5 protein-coding genes are annotated in these 5,042 nt (G+C 58.5%); all 5 read left to right on the forward strand.

Annotated elements, in window-relative coordinates; genetic code table 11:
- Positions 1-147 precede the first annotated feature (147 nt).
- The 5 genes from ACO54Z_RS08195 to ACO54Z_RS08215 are packed head-to-tail and all read left to right on the forward strand — an operon-like array spanning position 148 to position 4,924.
- A complete protein-coding gene (locus ACO54Z_RS08195) occupies positions 148-420 on the forward strand; it encodes a hypothetical protein (RefSeq protein ID WP_485996563.1) in 273 nt (90 codons plus the stop codon).
- Positions 417-1,292, forward strand: a complete 876-nt coding sequence (locus ACO54Z_RS08200) for a ParA family protein (RefSeq protein WP_298080644.1) — start codon at positions 417-419, stop codon at positions 1,290-1,292. Before ACO54Z_RS08195 ends, ACO54Z_RS08200 begins: the two co-directional genes overlap by 4 nt.
- Positions 1,282-2,871: a ParB family protein gene (locus ACO54Z_RS08205; RefSeq protein ID WP_485996564.1), complete on the forward strand. Its 1,590-nt coding sequence runs from the start codon at positions 1,282-1,284 to the stop codon at positions 2,869-2,871. Before ACO54Z_RS08200 ends, ACO54Z_RS08205 begins: the two co-directional genes overlap by 11 nt.
- Positions 2,872-2,874: 3 nt before the next feature.
- Positions 2,875-3,480 carry an STY4526/YPO1902 family pathogenicity island replication protein gene (locus tag ACO54Z_RS08210; protein ID WP_485996565.1) on the forward strand — a complete coding sequence of 202 codons (606 nt, stop codon included), beginning with the start codon at positions 2,875-2,877 and terminating at the stop codon, positions 3,478-3,480.
- Entirely contained in the window at positions 3,470-4,924 is a 1,455-nt protein-coding gene (locus tag ACO54Z_RS08215) for a hypothetical protein (protein WP_485996566.1), read from the forward strand. Before ACO54Z_RS08210 ends, ACO54Z_RS08215 begins: the two co-directional genes overlap by 11 nt.
- The last annotated feature ends 118 nt before the right edge of the window (positions 4,925-5,042 follow it).

Genomic DNA, 5,042 nt, shown 5'->3' on the forward strand with positions numbered 1-5,042 from the left:
TTTACATACACTGTTCTCGGAATCGTTTTTAGAGGACAACTTATTGATAATAAACAGATTGACAAAATCCATTTTTTGAAATCCGCGATTTTTTAATCCTGCCGGGTGGCATGCAAGACCCCGTGTGTTCAACTACGGAGTTCAACCATGCAACAACCCGATACACGCCAGCTACAGCTGGTTCATCTCTCCGCCGAGCCGGTGCTGATGCGGATTTACCTGCATCCCGGCATGCGTGATTATTTCATGCAGGCCGGCAAGCCGAAGAAAACCTCTGCGCTCATTCGCAAAATCCTCGGCGATTATTTTTTCAGCCACGCCTCCCCCGAGGAAATCCGCTCCTTTATCGGGCCTTACGAGAAGGACAGCCGCGACCTGTTCGCCCCGTCTGCCGTCTCCACGGAAGGAGGCCGCCCATGAATACGCCCTACGCAGTAACGTTGTCTCTGGTTTCGAGCAAGGGCGGTGTGGGCAAGTCCACCTGGGCCATCAACGGAGCCTGCGCTTTCGCCGACATGGGACTGCGTGTCCTGTGCGTTGACCTTGACCCGCAACAGTCTCTCAGCAAGTTTTTCTGCAAGCCGCAGGATATTGGCAGCGGCAGCGGTCTTTATGAATTTCTCACCCTGGGCGATTTGTCCGCCATCCGGCCGACGCATTTCAGCGGTGTTTCCGTCATCGTCAACAACGACGAGAGTGAGCGTCTCAATCTTTGGCTGGCCGAGCAGTTTTCCGCCGCGTTCACCCTGAAAAATATGCTGGCGCGGGTACGCGACCGCTACGACATCATCATCATCGACACCCAGGGCAAGGACGGTCGTGGCCAGCTGCAAGAGCTGGCGCTGGTGGCATCCGATATTGTCATCGTGCCGACCACGCCGGACCTCATCAGTGCGCAGGAGCTGCCGCGTGTCATCCAGATTTATTCCAATGTGGTCAAGGGGCTGGAAGCGATGGGGGTCGGCAATGAACAGCCGCCGCAATTGCGCATCCTCATCAACCGTGAGGATCACACCACCGAGACGCGCAATGCGATTGCCTCCATCCGCAAGAATTTTGGTGCCATTGCACGCCATATTGCGGTGCTGCGCGCCTCCATCCCGCAGCGCGTGGTCTGGAAAGAGTGCATCAGCGAGCGCCGTCCGGCACACCGCATCGAATACGGTCGTGACAATCCGCGCAACGCCCTGCCGGTAATGGAAGCGGTCATCCATGAGCTGCTGCCGCATTACGGCGACCTCACTCTTGACGGCTGCTTCAAGGTGGCAAAAGGAGGCTGCGATGTCCACTAATGCCTACGACAACGTTCTGGCTCCGCAAATGGACGGGGAACTGGCGCCGCCGGAAGACCGCACGCTGATTGGCCGCACCAAGGAAATTGCCATCACCATCGATGACATTCAGGAATTTCCGCTCAACCCGCGTCAGTCGGACAATCCGCGCCTGGATGAAATCATGGCATCGATTGAGGCCATTGGTTTGCAACAACCGCTCACCGTGACCAAACGTCCCAGCGAAGGCGTTTATACCCTCTACAACGGCGGCAATTCACGGCTCAAATCGCTGAACCGCCTGTGGAAGAAACATGGCGACCGCCGCTTTTACGAGGTGCGTTGCCACTTTGTGGAATTTACCTCGGATGCCGACATTCTGCTGCACCACATGATTGAAAACGAGGTGCGCGGCGAGATGACCCTGCTCGACAAGGCGCTGGCCGTGCGGCGCCTGAAGCAGATGTATGAGGATCAACAGGGCGGGAAAACAATCCCGGTGCGGGATTTGGCGGATATGCTGGAAAAGGACGGCTGGAAAATAACCCACAACACCGCTGCGCTCTTTATTTTCGCTGCGGAAAAGCTGGAAAAGGTATTGCCGCAAGCGCTGACCGCTGGCATGGGTCGTTCGCGCATTGAAGCCATCCGCAAGTTCTACCATGCAATCCGCAAATACGTGGACGAACAGCTGGCCAAACCGGAACAGTTGACCGGCGAAGCCGCACAGCGGCGCTATCTGGACCTGCTCGCCAGCCATGACAGCAGCGATTACATCAACGGGCACGAGGAAGCGCTGCGCGACCTCTGTCAGGAATTGGCGCCCGTAGCAGGTACGGATCAGGCACAGGTGCATTTTGAGCTGATGCACCTGATTGAAAAGGGCGAGCTGTACCAGCGGAAACCGCTGGAACCGCTGCATTATCCTGGCAACGGCAACCGTGCGCAAAATGACGGAGCAGACGGCGAAGCACGCCATCCTGCAACAGGCAGCACGGACGACGCTACTGATGCAGAAAACGCAGGCGAAACGTCTGCAACAGGTGACAACGCGCCGCCTGCACCCGGCAATGACCGCGACCAGCACACAGCTGCGGCAGCCCCCCCGCCTGACCCGCTGGAGAAGGCACGCAACCTGCTGATGGAGCAGGTGCGTGTTTTGCGGGTGCGCTATCCCCTCGTCGGGCGGCACCTTGACGAACAGCGCGATCCGCCTTACTTCATCCCCGGCGAACACGCGATTGCGGCGATGCGCCACGAACTGGAGCGGTATGGCGAGTGCCTGGAGCCGCTGAAGCTTGTCAACAGCGAAGCCGATATGCTTGATGCCGCCGTCTATCTCGAACTGGCCGACCTCTTTGCCGCCTGGCAGTTCATGCAGTGGCAAAACAGCGACGATGACACCCTGCGCCGCTACTGGCAGGACGGCCTGGAGCAGGTCAGTGCCATCCAGCAGCAATTGCAAACCTTGCGCCAGTTTCTGCAAGGCCTGCATTACGGCTTCGGTTTTGCCAGGACGGTGTTTGAAGTGCATCAGGAATTTGTGCGCCTTGCCGACCATACCCGCGACTATGCCCGTCTGGCGGCGGGCGAGGAGTAGCACATGAGCACCCTGTCGGATTACGACGAAAACGTCCAGTGCTACATCCTGCAACAGTTCCAGCGCGCTGCCGTCAACCGGCACCACCACCGCTGGCTGCATGGCTACGGTTTTAACGCCGCGATGATCAACCAGCTGGCGCGTCTGCCCACCGAGACCCTGCTCAAACTGGCGCGCAGCAACCCGATCCGGCTTTCCACCTCGCAACTGTTCTCCGACCAGCTGTCGCGGCTGACCACACAGGCGGAAACCGAACAACTGGCGATGACGGCGCTGCGCCTGGGTGCCTCACGGCGGATGCTGGGAGATTTGCTCGGCATTAACGAGGCCGAATACAAGCGGTTGAAGAAGATGGCCAACCTGCCAGCCGAAGAACGCAACCGGCCGCATGCCCTGTCCAGCAACGTGCAGGATTTTCTTGCACAAATCCACGGCAACCTGCTTGCCAGTTACCGCCGACAAAACCGGGGCGAACCGCACCCGCTGGAAATCCTCATCAGCATGGCGCAGGTGAGCGACATCGAGATCAACCGCATCTACGAAGGCTACTTCCTCAAAAACACCGACCTGTTCCGCCAGAAAGCGGCAGGAGGTGGGGATGAACTATAAAAACAACGCGATGTTTATTGCCGCCCGCAACGGGCGGCAGGCATCCCCTGTGACCGTCAGCGTGCTGCGGCCGCGAGTATCGCTTGATGTGGACGTGCTGAACACGCTGGACGCCGAAGAAATCCGCCTGTGGATGCTCTGTCAGGCGATGCAGCGGGGGCGCGACCATATCACGCCTGACCAGCGGCAAATAGCCAGCATCCTCAACACCACGCAAAGCACCATCAGCCGTCGCCTGAAAAACCTGCGCGCCCTGCGCTACCTCGCCCAGCTCCCCGGACGCACAAAAAATATCCGCGAACGGCAAAGCTACATCGTTTACAGCCAGCCGGTATCGGTCGAAACCGTGCTGGCGGTCGATGCGCATTACCTCATCTTCCTCCAGGACGAAGGCGGCAAAAGCGGCGGACGTTTGCGCCAGCTGTGCCGGGACGAACTGTTTGCCCTGCCGCGCGACCAGTATGACCTCTATCTTGCCCTGCCGACGGACTGCCCCGGACTGGAACAGTCTTCGGAAAAAAATGCGGGAATGATGGCGGAGGAAAATGTCCCGCAAACGGATGTGCCGTTATGCACGCCTGCATCACGGGCGGAAAACGGCGAATCACCGTTATGCACGCCTGCATCACGAGCGGAAAACGACGAATCACCGTTATGCAGACCTGCATCACGAGGCGAAAAACGCGGGGATATATATAACCGCGCGCGCATACACCCGCGCGTCCACGCGCGCGCGCCCACGCATAGAGGAATTAAAAACAAAGTTTTTAATAATAACCAAACCTCCCTGGATGGGGGGTGTGGGGGGAAGGTCGGCAAAAAATTTGCGTATTTCGCCGAGGACTACGTCGCCGAACTGCTGGATCGCCTCAACGCGAAATACGGCAAGCGCATCACGCACGCCGTCTGCAATCTGCTGAAACAGGGCAGCTACGAGGTGGACGGTACGGTTTTCCGGCACCAGACCGACGAGGAAGACGCGGCAATCGTGCTGATGTCGCTACTCGACCAGGCGGTGAAAGTGCCGCAGCGCTATGTCATCAAGCTGCTCTATCGCGCCCACCTGGGCGAACTGACCTTCGTCGGCGACCAGCACCAGCGATTGCACGACATCCGCCGGGCGCTCGCCGATGCTGACTGGCGGGAACAACTCGAAAGCCTCCATATCGCCGACGGCAGTGTGCTGACCGATGCACACGGTAACTCTTGGCTGGTGGTGCAACAGCGGCTGCAAGGCAACGCCCCTGCATGGAACGGCCATACGGTGGAGGAGAGCAAGGCCGCCGTTCTGCGCGGCGACTTGCAGCTTGCCCCGGAAGACATGGCGCAAACCCTGCGTGAACAACTCCGCCAAAGTGCCGCTGAAGAACGGCGCAAAAAAGAGGATTTTTGGCAGGATCTGCAGAACCTGCTGCACCCGGGGAGAACAAGCAATGCGCCGTAATGACCCGTTTGGCAGTTTTGTAACCCCCGGTTACAAGGTTCAATCGGCTGGTGAGGTTGTAATGCCCCGTTACAAGATTCAATCGGCTGGCGAGGTTGTAACGCCCCGTTACAAGATT

Source organism: Cardiobacterium sp. (genome assembly GCF_057314735.1).

Bases quoted from the DNA above. Each gene is read 5' to 3' on its own strand.
- ACO54Z_RS08195 (WP_485996563.1), top strand. From the start codon at position 148: ATGCAACAACCCGATACACGCCAGCTACAGCTGGTTCATCTCTCCGCC.
- ACO54Z_RS08200 (WP_298080644.1), top strand. From the start codon at position 417: ATGAATACGCCCTACGCAGTAACGTTGTCTCTGGTTTCGAGCAAGGGC.
- ACO54Z_RS08205 (WP_485996564.1), top strand. From the start codon at position 1,282: ATGTCCACTAATGCCTACGACAACGTTCTGGCTCCGCAAATGGACGGG.
- ACO54Z_RS08210 (WP_485996565.1), top strand. From the start codon at position 2,875: ATGAGCACCCTGTCGGATTACGACGAAAACGTCCAGTGCTACATCCTG.
- ACO54Z_RS08215 (WP_485996566.1), top strand. From the start codon at position 3,470: ATGAACTATAAAAACAACGCGATGTTTATTGCCGCCCGCAACGGGCGG.